This is a genomic window from Pseudomonas sp. microsymbiont 2 (assembly GCF_054788395.1).
This window is the reverse complement of record NZ_CM139112.1, coordinates 2,960,228-2,981,134: the sequence shown is the minus strand read 5'-3', so window position 1 is coordinate 2,981,134 and position 20,907 is coordinate 2,960,228. Positions and strand designations below refer to the sequence as shown.

Here is a 20,907-nt window from a genome sequence, read left to right as displayed (position 1 = left end):
AGGTCATCGATGCGCAGGAAGGCAATGCCTGCATCAGGCTGCATTGCCGTGGCAACAGTTCACCTTAGTCGCGAAGCCTGGATCCCGTTCTGCCATCACAGCTTTCAGCCGACGAATGACCGCAGGCGCTTACGGCCCTTGGCGGTCATGTGAGAGCAGCTGTCTTGCTCGGACTCAAGGTCAGTGTGGGAGCGGGTTTACCCGCGAAGGCGTCGGTGGCTGCACTGCCGCCTTCGCGGGTAAACCCGCTCCCACAGGAGTGGTGCCGGGTTTGCGCGAGGACTCAGTTGAGTTCCGAGCGCATGACCCGCACCGGCACCGACTTGTACGACGGCGTCCCGCTGTCCACATCGATGTAGTCCAGCGGCACCAGTTGGTTGGCCTCTGGGTAGTAGGCGCCGACCGAGCCGGGGGAGATCTTGTACTCGATGGCGGTGATCCGCTCGTAGCGCATCTTGCGGCCATGGGTGACGGTCTCGATATCCACCAGGTCGCCATGGGCCAGGCCGCGTGCCTGCAAGTCGGCCGGGTTCATGAACAGCACGTCGCGGCGGCCGAACACGCCACGGTAGCGGTCGTCCAGCGCGTAGATCGTGGTGTTGTACTGGTCATGGCTGCGCAGGGTAATCAGGCGCAGGACATCGTCGCCCTCGACCTCCTTGTCTTCGTGCAGACCCGGGAAGACAAAGAACTCGGCCTTGCCCGAGGGGGTCATCCAGATGCGTTCGGTGGCCGGCAACGGCATGCGGAAACCACCCGGCACGCGGATGCGTGCGTTGTAGTCGTCAAAGCCCGGCAGGGTCTTCTCGATCAGGTCGCGAATCTTGTCGTAGTCGGCGGCCAGCTCCAGCCAGGGCACCGGGCTGTCCGGCAAGGTCGCGTTGGCCATGCCAGCGACGATAGCCGGCTCCGAGCGCAGGAACTCCGATGCCGGCGTCAGCTTGCCCGCCGAGGCATGCACCATCGACATCGAGTCCTCGACGGTGATCGACTGCCGCGCGCCTTCCTGCACATCCAGCTCGGTGCGCCCCAGGCACGGGAACAGATAGGTCTCCTTGCCCACCAGCAGGTGGGTACGGTTGAGCTTGGTGCCGATATGCACGCTCAGCTCCAGCTTGCCCATGGCGGGGAAGCACAGCCCGGGGTCGGGCAGCGCCACGGCGAAGTTGCCACCCAGGCAGATGAGCGCTTTCGAGGTGCCGGCGATCATCGCCTGCATGGCCTGCACCGAATCATGGCCATGTTCGGTCGGAGGCTTGAAGCCCAGCACCTTTTCGATCTTGTCGAGGAAGTCGGCGGAGGGTTTCTCGGTGATTCCCACCGTGCGGTTGCCTTGCACGTTGGAGTGACCGCGCAGCGGGCAGACGCCGGCGCCGGGCTTGCCGATGTTGCCGCGCAGCATCAGCAGGTCGCAGATCAGCCGGACATTGGCGGTGCCCTCGTTGTGCTGGGTGATGCCCATGCCATAGGTGACGATGGTGGCATTGGACTTGGCGTAGGCTGCCGCGACCTTTTCCATGTCGGCCTTGGCCAGGCCGCTGGCGTGTTCGATGTCGGGCCAGGCAGTGGCCAGCAGGTCGGCCTTGAGCGCCTCGAAGCCATTGGTGTGCTGGGCGATGAATTCGAAGTCGAGCACCTGCCCGAGCGAATCCTCCATCTCCAGCAACGACTTCATGATCCCCTTGATCGCCGCCGCGTCACCACCGGCCTTGACCTGCAGGTAGGTCGAGGCGATCCGGGTCGAGCCGTAGGTGGCCATTTCGATCATGTCCTGCGGATCGGCGAAGCGTTCCAGCGCCCGCTCGCGCAGCGGGTTGAGCACCATGATCGGCACCTTGCGCCGCGAGATCTCGTGCAGCGTGCCCATCATCCGCGGGTGGTTGGTGCCTGGGTTGTGGCCGATGGAGATCACCAGCTCGCACGAGTCGAAGTCGTCCAGCGACACCGACCCCTTGCCCATGCCGATCGAGCGCGGCAGGCCCACGCTGGTGGGCTCGTGGCACATGTTCGAACAGTCGGGGAAGTTGTTGGTGCCCAGCGCCCGGGCGAACAGCTGGTACAGGTAGGCCGCCTCGTTGGAGGCGCGGCCGGAGGTATAGAACTCGACCTGGTTCGGCTCCAGGCCGCGGAGGATCTCACCGATGCGGGCGAAGGCCTGCTCCCACTCCACCGGCTTGTAGGTATCGCTGGCGTGGTCATAGACCATCGGGTGGGTCAGCCGCCCGAGGTCTTCCAGTTCGTAGTCGGTGCGGTGCAACAGCGTGGCCACCGGGTGGTTGGCGAAGAACTCCGGGGGCACGCGCTTGTTGGTCGCCTCCCAGGTCACCGCCTTGGCGCCGTTCTCGCAGAACTGGAAGGTCGAACGGTGCTCCTTGTCCGGCCAGGCGCAGCCTGGGCAGTCGAAGCCATCCGGCTGGTTGGTGCGCATCAGGGTGATCGGTGCCTGCAGCGTGTCCATCTGCTCGCGTACCGCCGTGGCGGTCGCCTTGAGCGCGCCCCAGCCACCTGCGGGGCCATCGTAGTTGCGTACACCGGGTACCTTGCGTCGAGTCGCCATGGTCGCTCCTCACACGAAATATATGGATTGGATATAAATCGCTGGTGGCGTAATAAGCCGCTGTACTAGCGGGCCGCTGGTCGGAAAATTGTTAATCTTGGCTATTCAATAGCCTATTGCCTGCCCAACTTTTACTACCGTGGAAGTTGGATCCACGGCCCAAGGATGTTCCACAGATAATATTCGATTGCCTTGGCCAATCGTGATCTAGAATCTAGCGACACGCTGTTACATGTCAAGGCAATGAGTGGATGCTCGACATCTTCTTGTTGCTTCTCGTTCGCAACAACTGGCGAACTTGCCCAACGCGCGAGGCAGAGAAAGCATGGACACGATAGATACTACAGCCCTTGATCTTGCTCGCTTTCAGTTCGCCTTCACCGTAGCCGTACATATCATCTTCCCGGCAATTACCATTGGTCTTGCCAGTTACCTCACCGTCCTCGAAGCGCTCTGGCTGAAGACTGGCCGGGGTGTATACCGCGATCTTTACGCGTTCTGGGTAAAGATCTTCGCCTTGAACTTCGGCATGGGCGTGGTTTCCGGTTTGGTCATGGCTTATCAGTTCGGCACCAACTGGTCGCAGTTCTCTTACTTCGCGGGCGGCATTACCGGGCCATTACTGACTTATGAAGTACTTACCGCGTTCTTTCTCGAGGCGGGTTTCCTCGGGGTCATGTTGTTTGGCTGGGATCGCGTAGGACGCGGCCTGCACCTGTTCGCCACCGCCATGGTGGCCATCGGCACGCTGATCTCGACCTTCTGGATCCTCTCCTCCAACAGCTGGATGCACACCCCTCAGGGTCACGAGATCATCGACGGCCGCGCGGTGCCGGTGGACTGGCTGGCGATCATCTTCAACCCCTCGTTCCCCTTCCGCCTCGCGCACATGGCGATCGCCGCCTTCCTCGCCACCGCGTTCTTCGTCGGCGCCTCCGGCGCCTGGCACCTGCTGCGCGGCAAGCACACCGAAGCGGCGCGCACGATGCTGTCGATGGCCTGCTGGATGGCCCTGGTGGTGGCGCCGATCCAGGCCGTGGTCGGCGACGCCCATGGCCTGAATACCCTGGAGCACCAGCCGGCGAAGATCGCTGCCATCGAGGGCCACTGGGAGAACATTCCCGGCGAGCCATCGCCGCTGATCCTGGCCGGCTGGCCAGACATGGAAGCCGAGAAGACCCACTTCGCCATCGAAGTGCCGTACCTGGGCAGCCTGATCCTGACCCACAGTCTCGATCGCCAGATCCCGGCGCTCAAGTCGTTCCCGCCGGAGGATCGCCCCAATTCCACGGTGATCTTCTGGACCTTCCGTCTGATGGTGAGCATGGGCCTGCTGATGATCCTCGCCGGGCTGTGGAGCCTGTGGCTGCGCCGGGGCGACCGGTTGCACACCACGCCGCTGTTTCTCAAGTTCATGCTGTGCATGGGGCCCTCGGGGCTGATCGCCCTGCTGGCCGGCTGGGTGACCACCGAGATGGGGCGACAGCCCTGGGTGGTGTACGGCCTGATGCGCACCGAGCACGCGGTGTCGCCGCTGACCACCGCGCAGATGAGCATCAGCCTGGTGGCGTTCGTGCTGGTGTACTTCGTGCTGTTCGGCACCGGCATCGCCTACATGCTCAAGCTGGTGCACAAGGGGCCCTACCCCCACGAGGGCGAACACCCGGTCGATGGTGGCGCGGGCCAGTCCAAGACCCCCGCGCGGCCGATGTCCGCGGCGGACGATCACTGACCGTATCGAAGGCGTTTGCAACCTGAGGAGCGATTGCCATGGGCGTCGATATCACGCTGATCTGGGCATTGATCATCATCTTTGGCGTCATGATGTACGTCATCATGGACGGCTTCGACCTGGGGATCGGCATCCTCTTCCTGGCCATCAAGGACAAGGAAGAACGCGATGTGATGATGAACACCGTCGCGCCGGTCTGGGACGGCAACGAGACCTGGCTGGTGCTAGGCGGCGCGGGCCTGTTCGGCGCCTTCCCGCTGGCCTACTCGGTGATTCTCAGCGCGCTCTACCTGCCGCTGATCCTCATGCTGCTGGGGCTGATCTTCCGCGGCGTGGCCTTCGAGTTCCGCTTCAAGGCCAGCGAGCGCAACCGTCACTGGTGGGACAAGGCCTTCATCGGCGGCTCGATCGTCGCCACCTTCACCCAGGGGGTCGCCCTGGGCGCGTTCCTCGATGGCATACCGGTGGCCAACAACATGTACGCCGGTGGCCCGCTCGACTGGCTGCGGCCGTTCCCGCTGTTCTGCGGCTTCGCCCTGCTGCTGGCCTATGCGCAGCTGGGCAGCACCTGGCTGATCATGAAGACCGAAGGCCGCCTGCAGGAGGAGATGTATCGCTACTCGTCCTACTTCATCTGGGGCCTGCTGGGCGCCATCGCGGTGATCAGCGTGTGGACGCCGCTGGCCCACCCGGAGATCGCCCAGCGCTGGTTCAGCTTGCCCAACCTGTTCTACTTCCTGCCGGTGCCACTGTTGCTGCTGTTCTGCTTCATCAGCACCCTGACCACCCTGGCGCACCGGGCCACCGCTTCACCGTTCCTGCTGACCCTGCTGGTCATCTTCCTCGGCTACAGCGGCCTGGGCATCAGCATCTGGCCGAATATCATTCCACCATCGATTTCCATCTGGCAGGCCGCCTCCCCGGTGGCCAGCCAGCTGTTCGCCCTGATCGGCGCGCTGTTCATCCTGCCGTTCATCCTGGTGTACACCGCGTGGAGCTACTACGTGTTCCGCGGCAAGGTGAAGGTGGGCGACGGCTATCACTGAGCACTGCCTGCGGCAAACGCCCGCACCAGATGCTCGATCACCGCTCGCACCCGTGCCGTGTGGCGCAGGTCCTGGTGGGTGACCATCCACACTTCGTAGGGCTGGCTGCGCACACGCTGCGGCCAGACCCGCTGCAATCCGTCGCGTAGCCCCAGTTCCACGGGGATTTCCCCCAGGCCCAGGCCGGCGGCGATGCCCCGGCGCAGCATCATGCTGGCATTGGCCGCCAGCACCACCCTGCCCTCGCCCATGGGCACATCCACCAGGGTCGGCTCGGCGCGATCGCGCCAGTACGGCTCGTACACCACCAGGTCGTGCCCGGCGAAACTGCCCGCCTCCGGCACGCCCCGCCGCGCCAGATAGTCCGCCGAGGCGAACAGGCCCATCTGCCAGCTGGCCAGTTTGCGCAGCACCAGGTCGGGGCTGTCCGGGCGCTGGTTGCGGATGGCGATGTCGGTCTCGCGCTGCGACAGGTTGACGATCTCCGAGCTGCCACTGAGCACCACGCGCACCTCGGGGTGCTCGGCGTGCAGTTGGCGCAGCGCCGGGATGACGAACTCCAGGGCCAGGGAGTCGGTGGTGGCGATACGCACTTCGCCGGCCTGCTCGTTGTCAGTGCCACGGGTACGACGGGCCAGCTCCAGCGCCGCCTGCTCCATCTTCTGCGCCAATTCCACCGCTACTTCGCCGATGGCGGTCAGCTGATAGCCGGCCGGTGTGCGCAGGAACAGGGTCGAGCCCAGGTCCGCCTCCAGCGCCGCCACGCGCCGGCCCACGGTGGCCTGGTCGACCCGCAGCACCCTGGCTGCGCGGCGCAGGGTCTGTTCGCGGCTCAAGGCCAGCAGCATGCGTGCGTCATCCCAGTTCAATCGGTGTACTCCATTGGCAACAAACGCATTCATCAAGTATCTGTGGGCAGCCGTATTGCTCGAGGCGGGAGCGACGCGGTGCCTGGCACCGGCTTCGCCGGTGTTCGCGGCTAAAGCCGCTCCCACAGGGATCGCGCCAATCGGCACAAGGTCGTTTCCATAAGCGCCGTGGCTGAAGAAAATCTGCGGCGCGGCATCGCAAAATCGCCGCGCGACCTGGCTTCGCTTGTTTCATACCCTGTGACGCAACGGCCCGAAACGGCCTTTCTTCAGAATGACAGAGGTTCGCATGCGTCACATCCCCACGCACATGACTGCCATCGACATCACCCAGCCGGGTGAACCCGAGGTGCTGCAACCGGCCATCCACGCCACGCCACGGCCCGGCCCACGGGAGCTGCTGATCCAGGTCCACGCGGCCGGCGTCAACGGCCCGGACCTGCTGCAGCGCAAAGGCCTGTACGACCCGCCCGCCGGCGCGCCGGACATTCCTGGCCTGGAAATCGCCGGCAAGGTCGTGGCCATCGGCGAGCAGGTCCAAGGCTTTGCCGTCGGCGACGCGGTCATCGCCCTGGTTCCAGGCGGCGGCTACGCCGAATACGCCGTGGCCGATGAACGTACCACCGCGCACCTGCCGGAAAACCTGTCGATGATCGAGGGCGCGGCCTTGCCGGAGACCTTCATGACCGTCTGGGTCAACCTGTTCCAGCGCGGCGGCTTCAAGGCCGGCGACAGCGTGCTGATCCACGGCGGCGCATCGGGCATCGGCACCACCGCCACGCAACTGGCCAGGGCCTTTGGCGCGGCGCGTATCTTCACCACGGTCAACGGCGCCGGACAGCAGGCCGCCAGCCTGGAGCTGGGCGCGGACGTCGCCATCGACTATACCCGCGAGGATTTCGTCGAGCAGGTGCTGCTGCACACCGAAGGCAAGGGCGTCGATGTGATCGTCGACATCATCGCCGGTGACTACGTGGCGCGGAACTTCAAGGCCGCCGCCATGGACGGGCGCATCGTGCAGATCGGCGTGGTCAAGGGCCCGGCCCGCGAAGTCGACCTGTTTCCCCTGTTGACCAAGCGCCTGACCCATATCGGCTCGACCCTGCGCGCGCGCAGCGCCGACGACAAGGCGGCGATCCTCGCTGATCTGCAGGCCAAGGTCTGGCCGCATGTGCGCAGCGGTGGGGTCAAGCCGTTGATCCACGCCACCTTCCCATTGGCGGCGGCCGGTCAGGCCCATGCGTTGATGGAATCTGGCCGGCATATCGGCAAGGTGGTGCTGAGCGTGGCGCACCCGGCCTGAGGCGCTCAGTCCAGCGCACCACTGCCCAGGGCGATGCGAATCGCCTGGGCAGTGGTGGTCACGCCGAGGCGGCGCCGGGCAGCGCGCAGGTGGTTCTCCACCGTGCGCACCGACAGCCCCAGGGTCGCGGCGATATCGGCCTGGCGTTGCCCGGCGGCGGTCCAGGCCAGTACTTGGCGCTCGCGCTCGGACAGTGTCCCGCCACCCTGCTCGACAGGCGCCTCCAGCAAGCGCCGGGCGTTGATGAAGGCGGCGTTGGCCAGCAACGTCAGAGACAGGCGAGTGGCAGGCATGCCATCGATACGCACGCCGCCCAGGCTCATGGCGCCCTCCAGGCCTGCCGGGCCGAATACCGGCACCTGCAGACCATGGATGCCTGGCCCGCTCGGCTGGCGCACCACCCGGTAACGCTCGCCGCCGTCGACCATCTGCTTGCTCCAGAAGAACGGCTCGCGCGCCGCCAGCAGGTGGCGGGTCACCGGACAATGGCGCACATAGGTCTGCGCATCGACCAACTGGCCATCGCCGAACCAGTCGCCTTCCACCCAGTGGATGCGCTCGACCACTTCGTCCCGCGCGGCGCTGGCGCTGAACAAGACGAAGCGGTCGTAGCCCAACGGTCGTGCGAAATTGCGCACCGCCGCCTGGATCGGCGCCAGGGTGGTGGCTTGGTCGATCTGCTGGATCGCCTGCACCACCTTGTCGAACGTCAGCATGCTCACCCTGCGTTGGTCGCCTTGAGCAGCGCCGCCGCGGCCAGCTTGCCCAGCGCGTTGCCCGCCAGCGGGCTGTCACCGGTGAGCAGCTTGCGGTCCTGATGGACGGCACCGGAAATCCCTTTGTTGATGATCTCGACGCCCTGGGCCTGCAGGCGCTCGCCGAACTTCCAGGTCAGGTGGCCGGGCATGTAGCCGATGTCCGGGGTCGTGGCGTCCAGATCGTCGGGGAAAGCGCAGATCTTGTAGCCATCGTAGAGCCTGCCACCGGCCAGCAACGCTGCCGGGCCATGGCACAGGGTGATGACGAACTTGTCGTTGTCGGCCGCCCATTTCAGGGCCTGTCCGACCTCTTCGCTCTCCGGCAGGCCGATCAAGGCGCCGTGGCCGCCGGGGATGAACACGCCGATGTAGTCGGAGTCCTTGCCCAGGGCCTGCTCAAGCACATCCGCGAGCTTGCGTGGCTGCTTGAACGCCTGGCGGTAGCGCTCGAACAGGCCGAGCACCTCGGTATCCTCGCCGGGCATGGCCCAGTATTCGAACTTGACCGGATTGCCCGACAAGGTCGCCACGTCGAAGCCGAAGCCGGCCTTGTCCAGGTGGTACATGGGCAGCAGGGTTTCCACCGGGTGGTTGCCGGTGGAGAACATCGTGCCGTTGTCGGTGAGCAGGTAGCGCTCGTCGGCGCCGATCATCAGGACTTTCCAGCGCCCGCCCTGGTAGGCATCGGGATAGTCGGCTCCGCTGAGGTCGGACTTGCGCGAGGTGAATCGGCTCAGGGAGTACGGCGAAGGGAAGAAGGCGTTGTCCTCGGCCGGGTCGGGGGTTGGGCGTTTGTCGTCGTTGCTGTTGGTCATGGCTGTGCTCCTGTGCCTGGGGGGTTGACCGGATCCATGCTAGGAGGCCACCGGATGAGCGGCAATGAGGGTTTTCCCTCAATGGCTGCCTGTGGCATCGGTACAACGGACCACGCGCTCATACAAGGGTTACGAATGGGCCCAGAGCAGTCTAGTCGAGCGCAGCGGGCGTATCGACGTCGCGCACTATCCCGCCGTCTTCCAGGTCCAGCACGACAACGCGATCAGCATGCCGGCGCAGGACGGAGCGCGCCCCTTCATCACCGGACAAGCCGCCGAGCTCGGCCCAGAACGCTCGGCCAAACACCACAGGATGCCCGTTCTGCCCCTGATGACGCGGCACCACGATGAGCGAGGGGGCAGCGATCGCCAGCAGACGCCGGAAGGTCTCAGGCAGGATCCATGGCATGTCACCCAGCAAGATGGCGACCGCCATCGCCTCGCTGTCTTCCAGCGAGGCGGCGCCTGCCGCCAGGCTATGGCCCATGCCCAGCCCGGCATCGAGGCCATGGATGACGCGGCAGGCCGCCGGCAACCCCAGATCCGCGCCCCGCTCACCCTCGCGCAGCACCACGCGCACCTCGTCGAACGCCGCCAGGGCGCGCTCGACGCTATGCTGCAACAGGTTGCGACCGTCGCCCAGCAAGGCTCGGCGCTTGTCCGCGCCGAAGCGCGAGCCCTGGCCAGCCGCCAACACCAGCGCGACGACGCTCACAGCGCCTCGCGGGCGATGCCGCTACGGGTGCGCAGGATATCGGCGAGCACCGCCAGAGCGATCTCGGCAGGGGTCTTGCTGCCCAGGTTCAGGCCGATCGGCGCATGGATACGGGCCATCTCGGCCTCGCCGAGCCCGCCGATGCGGCGCAGGCGTTCACGGCGTTTTTCCGAGGTGGCCCGCGAGCCCATCACGCCGATGTAGAACGCTTCGGTATTGACTGCTTCGAGCATGGCCAGGTCGTCGATCTTCGGGTCGTGGGTAAGCGCCACCACCGCGGTGTCGCGGTGGCAACCGCCGTTGGCGATGAACAGCGAAGGCAGTTCACGACGGATTTCTATCCCGTCGAGCCGCACATTGTCCATCACCTCGTCACGGGGATCGCACAGCACCACTTCAAAGCCCAGGCCCTTGCCGAACTCGGCGCAGAAATGCGCGACGCTGGAATAGCCAGCCAGCAGCAGGCGCTGGGCGGCGCCGACACGCAAGCGCACGCTCTGGCCGCCCTGCTCCACCCGCGCCCCCTGGCTCTGGTCGTCCCACAGCCGGCGCTGGCCGGTGCGCAGGTCGACCTCGCGCAGGAGCCGGCGACGGCCCTGCAAGGCCGCCTCTAGCTCTCCCAGGTGCGCCTGGGTCGCGCAGTCGCCCGGCAGGTTCTCCACCAGCACATCGAGGATGCCGCCACAGGGCAGGCGGATGTTCGCGCGGCTGTCGCTGCCGTCGCCGTAGCGCACCACGGCCACCGCATCGCTGAACTCGCCCGCGGCGACGCGCTCAAGGAAGTCTTCCTCGACGCAGCCGCCGGACAGCGATCCGACCCACTGCCCCTGCGCGTTGACCGCCAGCAACGAGCCCGGCGCGCGGGGCGCCGAGCCATAGGTGCACAGCACGGTGCACAGCCAGACACGCAGGCCGTCACGCGACCAGTGCGCCGCCTGCTGCACCACTTGCAGGTCCAGATGCTGCACGGCTCAGTCCGCCTTCAGCTGCGCCAGCTGCTCGGTGCTCAGATCGCCCGGCAGGCCGCCCCAGGTCTCGCGCAGGTAGTTGACCATGTCGGTCAGCTGCTGGTCGTCGAGCTTGTCGGCGAAGCCCGGCATCGGCTGCATGCGCTCGAAGCCGGTGAACTGCTGTTCGCGGATCCCGTCGACGATGGCCTTGACCAGGTTGCGCGAGTCGGCCTGGCGCAGCACGGTGTTGCCCGCCATGGCCACGGCGATGTGCGGCTTGCCCTCGCCCTCGACGCCATGACAGCCGGCGCAGACGTTGAGGTACTGCTGGCGACCGCGCTTGGCGCTTTCGCCCAGGGTCTCGTGGGCCAAGGTCTGGACGATCTTCGCCGCCGGCGGCTGGTCGCCGAGCAGGTAGGTGGCCATCGCCGCCAGGTCGCTGTCCTGCAGATGCTGGGTGCTGTGGTGCACCACCGGGTACATCTCGTTGAACATGCTGCCCTGGGCGCTGATGCCATGCTTGAGGAAGGTCGCCAGGTCCGCCTGGGTCCAGCCACGGTCGGCCAGGTCCTGGGCCAGCAGGCTCGGCGCCAGGTAGCCCAGCAGCAGGCCACCAGTCAGGCGCTTGTCCTGCTGCAGCGCGCCGATCGGGTTGCGCGGGGTGTGGCACTCGCCGCAGTGGCCAAGCACTTCGACCATGTACTGCCCGCGCTTCCACGCCTCGCTGTTGCCCTTGCCCTCCTCCAGCTGCACGCTCTTGCCGTACAGCATGTTCCAGCCCATCAGCCCCGTGCGCACGTTGAACGGGAAGCTCAGGCTGGTTTGCGGCGCCGGGCGGTTGATCGGGGCGACGGTCATCAGGTAGGCGTGGATCGCATCGGAGTCCTCGCGCTTGATCAGGTGGTACGAGGTGTAAGGCATGGCCGGGTACAGGTTGGCGCCGTCCTTGCGCTTGCCTTCGGTGAGGGCGGCGAAGAACTCGTCGCTGCTGTAGTTGCCGATGCCATGCTGCTTGTCCGGGGTGATATTGGTGCCGTAGATGGTGCCGAACGGCGAATGGATCGGCAGGCCACCCGCATAGGGCGCGCCGCCTTCGGCGGTATGGCAGGCCATGCAGTCGGCGGCGCGGGCCAGGTATTCACCGCGCTTGACCAGGGCCTCGTCGGCCGCCTGGGCATTGCAGGCGACCATCGCGCCAATGGCCAGGGCCAGGCTGCTGAGAATTCGCGTCATGCTCAACCCTCCTTGACCAGGCCGAGGTCGCCCAGCACTTCGCGGGTGGCCTCGTAGTAGCGCACGTAGCCGGTGCAACGGCACACGTGGTGACCGAGGCTGGCCTCGATGGCGTCTTCCAGCTCGCTCTTTTTCAGCGGTTTGCGCTGGGCCTTTTCCACCAGCACGGTGGCGGCATTGACGAAGCCCGGGGCGCAGTAGCTGCACTGGAAGGCGAAGCGGTCGACGAACTTCTGCTGGATCGGGTTCAGCTCGCCAGGGTTGCCGGCTTCGTCCAGTTTCGCGTGGCCTTCGATGGTGCGGACCTTCTTGCCCTCGAAGTAGTGCGCGCCGGTGATGCAGGTACGCACTTCCTCGCTGGTGCCGTCGGGGTTGTCGACGATCACCACGCAGGCATGGCAGATGCCCTGGCCGCAGCCCAGGCGCGAGCCGGTGAGGTTCTGGTATTCGTGCAGGTAGTCGATCATCGCCAGGTCATCGGGGACCACTTCGGTGACGACGGGTTGACCGTTGAGGGTCAGTTGCAGCTTGCGGTCAGCCATTGAGGGCCTCCTTGACGCGGGCGGGGGTGATGGGCAAGTCGCGCACGCGCTTGCCGATGGCGTGGGCCACGGCGTTGCCGATGGCACCGACCACCGGGATCATCACCACTTCGGCGATGCCTTTGGACGGATCGGTCGGCGACAGCGGCGGCAGGATCTCCGAGGTCTGCTTCCACACCGCCACGTGTTTGGCCATCGGCAGGCGGTAGCGGTTGAAGTTCCAGTTGCCCTCGCCCGGGCCGCCCTCGTACAGCGGCATTTCTTCCAGCAGCGCATGGCCAATGCCCATGGCGATGCCACCTTCGAGCTGGCCCTTGACCAGCTCCGGCACCAGCACCCGGCCGCACTCGACCCAACTGTGGTGGTTGAGCACGGTCACTTCGCCGCTGCCCTTGTTGACCTTGACCTCGACGATGGTCGCCACCGGGCTGTAGTAGGTGACCATGGCGTTGTTCAGCTGGGTGGCCGGATACTCGGCGTTCTGCCGATCCAGCAGGTGGAAGCCGGCGCTGTTCATCTGCGCCTTCTTGGCGTTCACCGCGCCGTCACCGTACTTCACCGCCACGGCATCGAGCGGCAGGCGCTCGCGCACGCCATCGATGACGAAGTCGGCCTCGGCCCAGCTCCAGCGGTTGAAGCCGTGCACGCTGACACCGGTGACCAGGCCCATTTCGTGGGCCTTTTTCGCCAGCGTGGCGAACGGGATCGGCGCCAGGCCGTTGCCGGTCAGCTCACCGTTGACCCACACCGCGTTTTCGCGGCGCACCACCAGTGGGTTGGCCTGGCCGCCGAATGGGCCTTGGCTCCACAGGGCCATGGCCGCCGGCCACAGGCCGTGGTTGAACAGCACGCGCGCCGCTTCGCGGGTGGCGTGGCTGAAGTAGAACGCCGAGTTGGTCGCCGACGAAGGCGAGGCCAGCTTGCCGACCCAGCGTGGGTCGCGCAGCGCCGCGTCCTGCTCGGCCTGGCTGATCAGGTAGGGGTTGCCGCTGGTGGTCAGCGCAAGTTCCGGCCATTCGGTCTGGGCGGTCTTCACTTCGTCGGCGACGCGGCCGAGGAAATCGCTGACCACCAGCGCCTGGGAGGTGGACATGCCGGTGCCCAGTTCGGTGCCGATATGACGCAGGATGATGTGGCCGTCAGCGCTGAACTCGACCGCCGCCATCGGCGCCTCGGAACCGGTGCCGAAGTCTTTCTGGGTGATGGCGAAGCCTACGCCGTACCAGTTGTCGTGGTCCTTGGCATCCTCGGCCTGCTTGCGCGCATGGCGCTGCTTCCACCAGTCATGTTCGGCGGCCTTGTCGAGGATCTCGTGCAGGCGCAGGGCGCCGGCGGGCACGGCGCCCTGGGTGTTCTTCATGCCCGACTTGAGCGCGTTCTTGCGACGCAGTTCGATGGCGTCCACGCCCAGGCGATCGGCGATCTCGTCGACCATCATCTCGGTCGCGGCCATGCTCTGCAGGGTGCCGTAGCCGCGCATGGAGCCGGCCTCCACGCCCCGGGAATGGTAGGCGGTCACCGCTAGGTCATTCTGCGGCATGTAGTAGATCGACTGCGCCGCGGTGGCACCCACGGCGGCCACCGACGGGCTGTAGTTGATGCGTCCGCCGCCGTCGACGGTCATGTCGGCGCGGAAGATCTGGAAGCTCATGTCCTTCTTGTCCACTGCCAGCTGGTAGCGGATGTCGAACGGGTGGCGCTTGATGCCGCTCTGGAACTGCTCGTAGCGGTCGTTGGCCAGGCGGATCGGCACGCCCGCGCCGTACAGGGCGGCGACGGCGGCGTAGAACACGAAGATGTTGTTGTCCTTGGAGCCGTAGCCGACGGTATAGCCTGGGTGCATGTTCAGGTGCTTCAGGCCGAAGCGCGACGGCTTGATCATGTGCACGCATTCCTGCGCCACTTCGAACGGGCACTGGGTGGCCACGACGAAATGCAGGGTGCCGGTGGCCGGGTCGAACCAGCCGTTGCCGTTGTCCGGTTCCAGGGCCGCGGGTTCGATCGAGGGGGTCTTGTAGCGCTCGTCGAACAGCAGCCAGTCCTCGGGCGGCTGCTTGAGCTGCTGGTCGATGCGCTGGGCGTAGAACATCCCCTGCTCGGTGAGGTTGCCGTGCTGCTTGGGCTCGGCGGTCCATACCGGTTTGCGGGCAAGGATGGTGGGGAACAGCATGGTGTTCTTGAGGCTGGAGTATTCGTCCTCGTCGAACGGCGTCTTGCCGCCCACGCGCACGAAACGGAAGCTGCCGTAGGGATCGCGCTGGTACAGCGGCGCCTGGGCGCCGTAGCGGATCGCCTTGTCGTTGAACTGCAGCTTGAGCTTGGCTTTGCGGAACCGTTCGAAGTCGTTCCAGATCAGGATCGCCACGGGATGGCCGATGAACATCGGCACCTGGCCTGGCGGCAGCAGCGGATCGGGCGAATGGGCCTCTGGCCAGGCGATGCCGTCTTTCTTGAGGTCCTCGGCGGTGACGATGCGGTCCGGCTGCAGTTCGCTGCCTAGCAGCGACAGGTCGTAGCCCGCGTAGATGCGGTCGGCCTTGGTGGCCTTGAGCAGCATGGCGTGGCCTTGCTGCTGCGGCCAGCCGGGCATGTCCTTGGCGCGGATGTCGCGGGCGAAGACTTTGCTGCCGCAGACCTTGGACAGCGCGTCGTTACGGAAACGCGCCTTGCCGTCGTGGTTCATCCACTTTTGCGGCGAGGTGGTGACCTTGCTTTCCATCAGGGCGGCGAAGGCCTGGCTGCCGAGGGGCGCCAGGGTCACGCCGACACCGGCGATCAGCCCGCCTTGCAGGAACGAACGCCGGGAAATATCACGGTTGGACATGGTTGATCCTCTGGGCAGTCAGGCGCTGCCCATGCTTTGTTCTGGTGCTGAGATACACGGAGGGCGCGCACGATCACAAAATCTGACCTTTAAGTCAAGTTGGCGATTGTGGTTTGGCTTGGTAAGTCAAGCAGACAACTTGTCGCGGGGGTTGGGGTTGGGACTTGGCGTGTTGGTTTTGATTGCTGTATGCGCATTCATTGGCGATGGTGACGCACAGTCACCTTTCCGCCCTTACGGCGGGTTACTTTTTGAAGGATCAAAAAGTAACCAAAAAATCCTCGCTCCATTCATCCGGCCCCTACGCTTCGCTCCGGGGTTCCCTCGCTCCGTTCTTGCTCCCGGGAGGACCGCGCTGAACGCCCCATCCTGGGGCGCAGCGCTTGACGGGCATCCATGCCCGTCACCTCCCTCCGCAAGAACTCCACTCGGCCTCCTGAAGTCGCAATTGGCGGCGCCTGGACTATCGCGCGCTTAGAAGCAAGAGCAAGAGCAGAGATTTTAAATTAGCTCTTGGCAGTTATTTATATATTGGTTGTTCTGGCCCTTTCGCGGGTAAACCCGCTCCCACAGGAGAGTGGTGTAAGTTGAGAATGTGCATAACCCTGTGGGAGCGGGTTTACCCGCGAAAGGGCCCTGGAGATCACAGAAGTGCAACTAGCGTTAGCTGCGCCAGCCCAGTCGCCGCCCGTAACTTCGCGACTTCAGGAGGCCGAACGCAGGACTTGCGGAGGGAGGTGACGGGCATGGATGCCCGTCAAGCGCTGGGGCCCAGGATGGGCCCTACAGCGCGGTCCTCCCGGGAGCAAGGCCGGAGTGAGGGAACCCGGAGCGAAGCGTAGGGCCGGATGAATGGAGCGCCACGGCTTTGGTTACTTTGGCCACGACCAAAGTAACCCGCCGTAAGGGCGGAAAGGTGACTATGCGTCAACATCGTAAATGAATGCGCATAAAAATATAAAAACAACAACAACAACAACAACAACAACAACAACAACAACAACAACAACAACCTCACAAACAGCCCCCAGAAAAATAAAGGCAAAGCGCCACCATTCATCATCCTGTCATATATCTGTCGCATATTTCCCAAATCCCAAGGGCCGTGGAAAACCAGCCGTGATCCGCCGTTCACTCTCCTCCGCAGGCCTGTTACCCCTGCTCCTGCTGACCCTATGTGCCGTCACCCTGACCTTCCTCTGGGCCTCGCACATCAGCCAGAAGACCGCTTCCCACCAGGATGCCCTGGCCGCCAAGGCCACCGAGCACCTGAACCTGGCCAGCATCGTCGCCGAAAACCTGCGTCAGCTGGTGGACCGCGCCCAGGCCGTGGGCCGGGTCACCCAGGACGACATGAAGAGCCTGCGCCAGGGCAACCTGAACCTGGCCCGGCTGCTGGCCGAAGACCCCGTGTTCAAGCGCATGAGCCTGTATGACCACCACGGTCGCCTGCTCTCCTCCAGCCATGGCGACGAGCCCACGCAACTGCCACAGGCCTGGCTCGACCAACTCAAGTCCCACGTCTCGCACTACGGTTTCAAGGCCTTCATGCCCCACGCCCCGACCAGCACCAACGACGCGACGCTACCCAGCTGGCGCCTGCCGTTCCTGCTGCCACTGACCGATCTGCCTGGCCGCGAGATCGACAACATCCTGGTGGTACAACTGGACATCGGCTATCTCGCGGTCCTGTTCCAGCACATCGACCTGGGCCGCACCGGCGTGATGCGCCTGCTCCAGGACGACGGCCAGGAGCGCCTGCGCATCGACACCAGCGGCGTGCTGGTGGCCGGCCCGGCGCTGGTGCCCGGCCTGCCGCGCAGCGGCGAGGACTCAGGCCAACTGACCCAGTACACACTCGAGGGCCCCTACCAGAGCCTGTACCGGCGCGTGACCGAGCGCGGCTTCAGCGTGGTGGTCAGCCAGGCCCATGACGAGATCCTCGCCCCCGCCATGCTCACCGCCAGCCGCCAGCTGTGGCTGAACCTGAGCATGACCCTGATGATCCTCGCCAGCCTGGCCTGGGGCTTGCGTCTGCTGCACAAGCGCCAAGAGGCATTTCGCGAGCTGGAACACGCCCAGCAGGTCAACCAGCAGTTGATCGAGCGCCTCGAGGACGAGCACCGCCGCAGCAGCCACGCCGCCGCCACCGACCACCTCAGCGGCCTGCACAACCGCCGCCAGTTCGTCGAGGTCGCGACCCGCACCCTTGCCCAGCAGCGTGGCAAACGCCGCCTGCTGGCGATCCTGTTCATCGACATGGATCGCTTCAAGTCGATCAACGACTCGCTCGGCCACAAGATCGGCGACTTGCTGCTGCAAGCGGTGGCAGGGCGCATCCAGCGCCTGCTCGAACCAGGCGACGAGGCTTCGCGCTTTGGCGGTGACGAGTTCGTGGTGCTGCTGGCCGGCGAGCGCAGCGAGGAACAGATCGACAACTGGGTGCGCGCCCTGGTGGAGAAACTGTCCGCCACCTATGCCCTGGCCGACCAGGAGGTCAACACCAGCCCAAGCGTCGGCGTGAGCATCTGCCCACGCGATGGCCAGGACATCGACGCGCTGATCCGCTTCGCCGATGCCGCCATGTATTCGGCCAAGCAGGCAGGCCGCGCCCAATATCGCTTCTTCGACCCGTCGCTCAACCTCACCGACATCCAGGCCTTCACCCTGGAACAGGCCTTTGGCGGCGCCCTGGCCGAACGCCAGTTCGTTCTCCACTACCAACCGCAGATCCGCCTCGACACCCTTCAGGTGCTGGGCTACGAGGCCCTGGTGCGCTGGGATCATCCGCAATTCGGCCTGCTCTACCCCGACCGGTTCATCGATCTCGCCGAGCGCAGCGGCTTCATCGTCGACCTGGGGTGGGAGGTGCTGCGCCTGGCCTGCGAGGAGCTGGCACGCTGGCATGCACGCGAGCATGACGCACGCCTGGCGATCAACGTCTCGGCCCTGCAGCTGCGTCAGGCCGACTTCAGCACACGCCTGCTGGCCGAACTCGACTACTACGGCATCGCGCCCCAGCGTCTGGAACTGGAAATCACCGAGACCACCGTGCTCGACCCCGAAGGCACCGCGATGGCCCATCTACGTCGCCTGCGCAGCGCCGGGCTGGGCATCAGCCTGGACGATTTCGGTCGTGGCTATGCAGGCTTCGCCCACCTGCACGCGCTGCCGCTGTCCAAGCTCAAGATCGACCGAGCGCTGATCGCTCCCCTGTCCAACGCCTACGACGACAGCCCGATCGTCTCCTCGACCATCATCCTGGCCAAGCGCCTGGGCCTGGAGGTGGTCGCCGAAGGCGTCGAGACCCGCGAGCAAGTGGTGTGCCTGAAGCTCGCCGGCTGCGACATCGCCCAGGGCTATCACTTCAGCCGGCCACTGTCGCCCAGCCAACTGCATGACTACCCCCCGTTCAACGGTTCCGAGGAAAAGGCATGGGTCTACTGAAAAGCGTCGCCCTGCTGCTGTTGGCCCAGGTGCTCGCAGGCCAGGCGCAGGCCCGTTGCGCCCCCCACAGCCTGCGCCTGGCGGTGATCCCGATCGAGGATGCACAGGCCATGACCCGCGAGCACCAGCCGTTGCTCGACCGTCTGGGCAAAGCCGCCGGAGTGCCGGTGGAACTGGTGCTCAGCAGCTCCTACGAGAGCGTGGTGGACGCCATCGTTTCCGGTGGCACCGATATCGCCCGGCTGGGGCCTGCGTCGTACCTGCTCGCCCATCGTCGCGACCGGGGCATCGAAGCCTTTGCCACCTTCTCCTTGAACGCCGGCATCTACACGCCCGCAGGCAACCACTATCAGGCGCTGCTGCTGACCCGCGCCGACGGGCCCGCCCGTCTCGATGCCCTGCGCGGTGCCCGGGTAGCCTTGAGCGACCCGGCCAGCACCTCCGGCAGCCTGGTGCCCAGCGTCGAGTTCGCCGCCCAGGTCGGCACGCCACTGCCGCGTTTCTTTGGCGCGCTGGTGTATGCCGGCAACCATGACAAGGCCCTGGCGGCGTTGCTCGAAGGCCGGGTCGATGCAGCCTTCGTTGCCAGCGAACGGGCCGACGCCTACCTGGCCCGCCACGCCATCGACCCCGCGCGGCTGCGACTGCTCTGGCGCTCGGCGCCGATCCGCTACGATCCCTACGTGTTCAGCGCCGGCCTGTGTCCGGCGCTCAAGCAGCGCTTGCGCAAGGCAATGCTCGAAGACCCACAAGGCATGGCCGCGTTCGTGGCCTCGCAACACGCCACCGGGCTGGTGCCGGTGAGCCATGAGGACTATGCGGGGCTGGAACGCCTGATGGAGTCTCGCTGAAGCTCAGCCAGGCTGGGCGATTTGCCACAACCGGGCGATATCCGCCGCCCGCGCTTCGAGCAGAGCCCCCGCCTCGGCGCAGGCCTGCTCCAGGGTCATCGGCCCGCTGGCCAGGGCGAAGGCGGCATCGATCCCATGTTCGTACAACTGCGTGTACCCGGCACCGAGGGTGCCGGCCAGCACCACCACGGGCACGCCATGGCGCTTGGCGATCCGGGCGACGCCCAGTGGCGTCTTGCCGCGCAGGGTCTGCGCATCGAAACGCCCTTCGCCGGTGATCACCAGGTCCGCGCTCCGCACCAGCGCATCCAGCCCAGCCAGCTCGGCCACCACCTCGACGCCGGGGCAGAATCGCGCGCCCATGAACGCCTTGGCCGCGAAGCCCATGCCACCGGCCGCGCCACTGCCCGGTTGGTGGCGCAGGTCCTTGCCGAGCAGGCCGGCACAATGCTCGGCGAAGTGCCCCAGGGCCTGGTCCAGCGCCTGTACCTGCGCCGGGCTGGCGCCCTTCTGCGGGCCGAAGATCGCCGAAGCGCCGTTGTCGCCGCAGAGCGGATTGTCGACATCGGCGGCGACCTCCACCCGTACCTCGGCCAGACGCGGATCCAGGTCGCTGGCATCCAGACGGGCCAGTTGCGCCAGGGCCAGGCCGCCTGGCGCCAGGGGTTGGCCGGCAGCGTCGAACAGGCGCAGCCCCAGCGCCCGCAGCATACCGCTGCCGGCGTCGTTGGTGGCGCTGCCGCCGATGGCCAGGACAATGCGCGAGGCGCCGGCCGCCAGCGCCGCGGCGATCAGCTCGCCGGTGCCCCAGGTGCAACTGCGGCAGGCATCACGCTGGCCACTGGGCAGCAGCTGGATGCCACTGGCCTGGGCCATTTCGATCACCGCCGTACGGCTGTCCGGCAGCCAGCCCCAGCTGGCCTCGACCGGTTCGCCCAACGGGCCTCGGACGACCTGGCGGCGCAGCTCGCCATGGCTGGCGGCAACGATCGCCTGCAAGGTGCCTTCGCCACCATCGGCCATGGGGCACTCGACCAGCTCGGCCTGCGGCCACACCTTGGCCAGCCCGCTGGCGATGGCCCGGGCGACACCGGCAGCGTCGAGGCTGTCCTTGAACGAGTCGGGGGCGATGACGATCTTCATGGGATTCTCCTGTCCTGATACCGCGCATGCTGACAGGTGCGTGGCACAGCGGCCTCGGTCGGATGCACAAAAGTCAGGGCGGGTTGTTTGGGCGGATGCCTGCAACGCGGCTCGGCAGCCCA

At 65.8% G+C, this 20,907-nt stretch carries 15 protein-coding genes; 5 read left to right on the top strand and 10 right to left on the bottom strand.

The window, feature by feature from the left end:
• Positions 1 to 283: 283 nt before the first annotated feature.
• Positions 284 to 2,557, bottom strand: a complete 2,274-nt coding sequence (locus tag ACYUME_RS13380; RefSeq protein ID WP_460415016.1) for an FdhF/YdeP family oxidoreductase — start codon at positions 2,555 to 2,557, stop codon at positions 284 to 286.
• 325 nt (positions 2,558 to 2,882) lie between these two features.
• Between ACYUME_RS13380 and ACYUME_RS13375 the strand changes: the two genes are divergently transcribed.
• Both ACYUME_RS13375 and cydB read left to right on the top strand, forming a co-directional pair.
• On the top strand, positions 2,883 to 4,289 hold the full coding sequence (locus tag ACYUME_RS13375; RefSeq protein WP_460415014.1) for a cytochrome ubiquinol oxidase subunit I: 1,407 nt from the start codon (positions 2,883 to 2,885) through the stop codon (positions 4,287 to 4,289).
• A gap of 38 nt (positions 4,290 to 4,327) precedes the next feature.
• A complete protein-coding gene (gene cydB / locus ACYUME_RS13370) occupies positions 4,328 to 5,335 on the top strand; it encodes a cytochrome d ubiquinol oxidase subunit II (protein ID WP_279805925.1) in 1,008 nt (335 codons plus the stop codon).
• Here cydB and ACYUME_RS13365 read toward each other — a convergent pair.
• Positions 5,329 to 6,204, bottom strand: coding sequence for a LysR family transcriptional regulator (locus tag ACYUME_RS13365; RefSeq protein WP_460415012.1), 876 nt, complete (start codon positions 6,202 to 6,204; stop codon positions 5,329 to 5,331). The two genes, cydB and ACYUME_RS13365, sit on opposite strands and share 7 nt — an antisense overlap.
• A gap of 310 nt (positions 6,205 to 6,514) precedes the next feature.
• Here ACYUME_RS13365 and ACYUME_RS13360 point away from each other — a divergent pair, with 310 nt between their 5' ends.
• Positions 6,515 to 7,507, top strand: a complete 993-nt coding sequence (locus ACYUME_RS13360) for an NAD(P)H-quinone oxidoreductase (protein ID WP_460419358.1) — start codon at positions 6,515 to 6,517, stop codon at positions 7,505 to 7,507.
• 5 nt (positions 7,508 to 7,512) lie between these two features.
• Here ACYUME_RS13360 and ACYUME_RS13355 read toward each other — a convergent pair whose 3' ends face one another.
• The 7 genes from ACYUME_RS13355 to ACYUME_RS13325 all read right to left on the bottom strand — a co-directional run bounded on the left by ACYUME_RS13355 (position 7,513) and on the right by ACYUME_RS13325 (position 15,344).
• Positions 7,513 to 8,223 carry a PA1136 family autoinducer-binding transcriptional regulator gene (locus ACYUME_RS13355; RefSeq protein WP_460415010.1) on the bottom strand — a complete coding sequence of 237 codons (711 nt, stop codon included), beginning with the start codon at positions 8,221 to 8,223 and terminating at the stop codon, positions 7,513 to 7,515.
• A gap of 2 nt (positions 8,224 to 8,225) precedes the next feature.
• Positions 8,226 to 9,080, bottom strand: coding sequence for a glyoxalase III HchA (hchA, locus tag ACYUME_RS13350; RefSeq protein ID WP_460415009.1), 855 nt, complete (start codon positions 9,078 to 9,080; stop codon positions 8,226 to 8,228).
• Between the two features lie 151 nt (positions 9,081 to 9,231).
• The gene (locus ACYUME_RS13345) at positions 9,232 to 9,795 is read right to left on the bottom strand and encodes a nucleotidyltransferase family protein (protein WP_460415007.1); all 564 of its coding nucleotides are present in this window, start codon (positions 9,793 to 9,795) and stop codon (positions 9,232 to 9,234) included.
• Complete coding sequence (locus tag ACYUME_RS13340) at positions 9,792 to 10,763, bottom strand: XdhC family protein (protein ID WP_460415005.1); 972 nt, start codon at positions 10,761 to 10,763, stop codon at positions 9,792 to 9,794. Before ACYUME_RS13340 ends, ACYUME_RS13345 begins: the two co-directional genes overlap by 4 nt.
• Positions 10,764 to 10,766: 3 nt before the next feature.
• Positions 10,767 to 11,978, bottom strand: a complete 1,212-nt coding sequence (locus ACYUME_RS13335; protein WP_460415003.1) for a c-type cytochrome — start codon at positions 11,976 to 11,978, stop codon at positions 10,767 to 10,769.
• Positions 11,979 to 11,980: 2 nt separating this feature from the next.
• Positions 11,981 to 12,520 carry a (2Fe-2S)-binding protein gene (locus ACYUME_RS13330; RefSeq protein WP_240062945.1) on the bottom strand — a complete coding sequence of 180 codons (540 nt, stop codon included), beginning with the start codon at positions 12,518 to 12,520 and terminating at the stop codon, positions 11,981 to 11,983.
• Complete coding sequence (locus ACYUME_RS13325; RefSeq protein WP_460415001.1) at positions 12,513 to 15,344, bottom strand: xanthine dehydrogenase family protein molybdopterin-binding subunit; 2,832 nt, start codon at positions 15,342 to 15,344, stop codon at positions 12,513 to 12,515. The genes ACYUME_RS13330 and ACYUME_RS13325 overlap by 8 nt, the downstream gene beginning before the upstream one ends.
• Positions 15,345 to 16,463: 1,119 nt before the next feature.
• On the opposite strand from ACYUME_RS13325, the gene ACYUME_RS13320 reads away from it, so the two are divergent.
• Complete coding sequence (locus ACYUME_RS13320) at positions 16,464 to 18,791, top strand: putative bifunctional diguanylate cyclase/phosphodiesterase (RefSeq protein WP_460414999.1); 2,328 nt, start codon at positions 16,464 to 16,466, stop codon at positions 18,789 to 18,791.
• Positions 18,779 to 19,642 (top strand): phosphate/phosphite/phosphonate ABC transporter substrate-binding protein, encoded by an 864-nt coding sequence (locus tag ACYUME_RS13315; protein ID WP_460414997.1) that lies wholly within the window; start codon positions 18,779 to 18,781, stop codon positions 19,640 to 19,642. Before ACYUME_RS13320 ends, ACYUME_RS13315 begins: the two co-directional genes overlap by 13 nt.
• A gap of 3 nt (positions 19,643 to 19,645) precedes the next feature.
• Here ACYUME_RS13315 and ACYUME_RS13310 read toward each other — a convergent pair whose 3' ends face one another.
• A complete protein-coding gene (locus tag ACYUME_RS13310; RefSeq protein ID WP_460414995.1) occupies positions 19,646 to 20,785 on the bottom strand; it encodes a glycerate kinase in 1,140 nt (379 codons plus the stop codon).
• Between the last annotated feature and the right edge of the window lie 122 nt (positions 20,786 to 20,907).

Coding starts and splice junctions, on each gene's coding strand:
- ACYUME_RS13380 (WP_460415016.1), bottom strand. CDS start 2,557: ATGGCGACTCGACGCAAGGTACCCGGTGTACGCAACTACGATGGCCCC.
- ACYUME_RS13375 (WP_460415014.1), top strand. CDS start 2,883: ATGGACACGATAGATACTACAGCCCTTGATCTTGCTCGCTTTCAGTTC.
- cydB (WP_279805925.1), top strand. CDS start 4,328: ATGGGCGTCGATATCACGCTGATCTGGGCATTGATCATCATCTTTGGC.
- ACYUME_RS13360 (WP_460419358.1), top strand. CDS start 6,515: ATGACTGCCATCGACATCACCCAGCCGGGTGAACCCGAGGTGCTGCAA.
- ACYUME_RS13355 (WP_460415010.1), bottom strand. CDS start 8,223: ATGCTGACGTTCGACAAGGTGGTGCAGGCGATCCAGCAGATCGACCAA.
- hchA (WP_460415009.1), bottom strand. CDS start 9,080: ATGACCAACAGCAACGACGACAAACGCCCAACCCCCGACCCGGCCGAG.
- ACYUME_RS13335 (WP_460415003.1), bottom strand. CDS start 11,978: ATGACGCGAATTCTCAGCAGCCTGGCCCTGGCCATTGGCGCGATGGTC.
- ACYUME_RS13330 (WP_240062945.1), bottom strand. CDS start 12,520: ATGGCTGACCGCAAGCTGCAACTGACCCTCAACGGTCAACCCGTCGTC.
- ACYUME_RS13325 (WP_460415001.1), bottom strand. CDS start 15,344: ATGTCCAACCGTGATATTTCCCGGCGTTCGTTCCTGCAAGGCGGGCTG.
- ACYUME_RS13315 (WP_460414997.1), top strand. CDS start 18,779: ATGGGTCTACTGAAAAGCGTCGCCCTGCTGCTGTTGGCCCAGGTGCTC.
- ACYUME_RS13310 (WP_460414995.1), bottom strand. CDS start 20,785: ATGAAGATCGTCATCGCCCCCGACTCGTTCAAGGACAGCCTCGACGCT.